The sequence below is a fragment of the Streptomyces sp. NPDC050636 genome, assembly GCF_040654775.1.
Lineage (GTDB): Bacteria > Actinomycetota > Actinomycetes > Streptomycetales > Streptomycetaceae > Streptomyces.
The window spans coordinates 1-1,637 of sequence record NZ_JBFAIP010000257.1; the positions used below are offsets into that span (position 1 = coordinate 1).

General features: G+C 69.3%; 1 protein-coding gene. It reads right to left on the minus strand.

Annotated features, from left to right (window positions below):
* Positions 1–115: 115 nt before the first annotated feature.
* The gene (locus tag AB0I10_RS41110) at positions 116–1,210 is read right to left on the minus strand and encodes a hypothetical protein (protein WP_363157848.1); all 1,095 of its coding nucleotides are present in this window, start codon (positions 1,208–1,210) and stop codon (positions 116–118) included.
* Positions 1,211–1,637 lie beyond the last annotated feature (427 nt).

Consider the following 1,637-nt stretch of genomic DNA (forward strand, 5'->3'; position numbering starts at 1 on the left):
GTTGAGTGGTTTTGTGCGGTATGTGTGGCCGCGCAAGTTCCTCAATAGCATCGCAAACCCCCATGTCATGCTGCTCCGCTATCAATGCCTCCACGCCGCCACCGAGTAACGCCCGCTAGGACCGCGTCGCCCTCCCGCACTCGTCCCCAGAGGACTCGCCCCGCCCGACCGGCGCGCTGCGGTCGTACGGGTCGACCTCCGTGCCGGCCTCGTCTGCCCGGCGTTCCGTGCCGAAGGGCGGGGTGAAGTAGCCCGTGGGGGCGCCGCAGCCGCCGTTGGTCATGTCGTACTTGTACGAGACGATCGAGAACGTGCCCGGCTCGGTGATCACCTTGTCAGGGTCGTCCCAGCTCAGGACCAGCTCGCGCCGGACGATCGTGCGTACGACCTCGTCGTCGCCGCCGGCTTCCGCGCGGGTGACCGGGTAGACGAAGGTGACGTCGGCGGTCACCTCGAGCGCGCCGCGCTCGCCCTCCCGGTAGGTGAGCCGGCCCCGGGTCTTCACGATGTCGCCGACCAGGTGGGTGCGGGAGGTCTGGAAGCGGCTGAAGAGGAGGAGAGGGTCGTTCTTCTCGCTCGGGGTTTGGAAAGCGGTTTTCAGAAGGTCTTGGACGTCCTTCTGGTGCGGGTTGATCAGTGCAATCGCCTTCTCGGGGCGCTCGCCCCGCAGCACCCCGCGGTCCAGGCCGGACGCGACGAGGAAGTCCCGGCTGCGGGCGAGGGCCCGCTCGACCTCGGCCGCGCTCATCCAGCCGACCGCCCCGGCCTTCGGCACGGTGATCCCCGCCGCTCCGCTCGCCCAGCTCGCCGCCGGCGAACCGCGGAACGGCTCGTCCATGGTGGGGCGTTGGGCCGCCTTCGCCGGGGGTGCCTGGGTCGGGCGGGCGGTCTCGGCCGCCAGCGGCGGGGAGTCAGCACCGGCGAACAGGTCCACTATCCGCCCCGGCGCGAGCGCCACCACCAGCAGCACCAGCGAGGCCAGCAGCCCGACCACGTACCAGCCCGTGCGCCGCTTGGGCCGCGCGGGCGTGTAGCTGCGCCAGCCCTCCAGGCCACGGCCGGGCTCCGTCCGCAGCCGCTTTGCCACGTCGCGGGCGCGCGCCGACGGCTCCTTGGGCGCGTCGGCGGTACCCGCCACCGACTCGCACAGAAACCGCTCCCACTCCTCGTCGGACCTGGACGAACCGTCCGGCTCCGTACCCGCACCCATCCCCAACCCCCTGGCAGTCAGTAGACCGCGGCCCACTCCCCTGGGACGCGTCCGCATCATCACACAGAGCACTGACAGCGAGGCCGGCCGGGCGGACGGTGTGGGCGCGCCCCCCTTTCTGAACTGGCCAACTGAAGGGTTCTGACCGCTCTCGGCTACACCGGTGGATGCCACGTTGCGAACCGCTCCATGATGGCCATCCGGGAGGGCATCGCGGTCCCTGCCAGAATCAAAACGATCCAGCGGAAATGTACGGGCGATCCTCATTCGCACTGCTCGGAGCCCGCGTCCTCCTTCAGCCGTAGGCATCACGGAAGAGCGGTCAGAACCTGCTAAGGCGTGTTTGAGATGTGGTCAGAGTGTTTGCCGTATCAGGGTGAGTTGGATGGTGGCTTCGTAGCGGACGGCGAGCTTGTCGAAGCGTGTC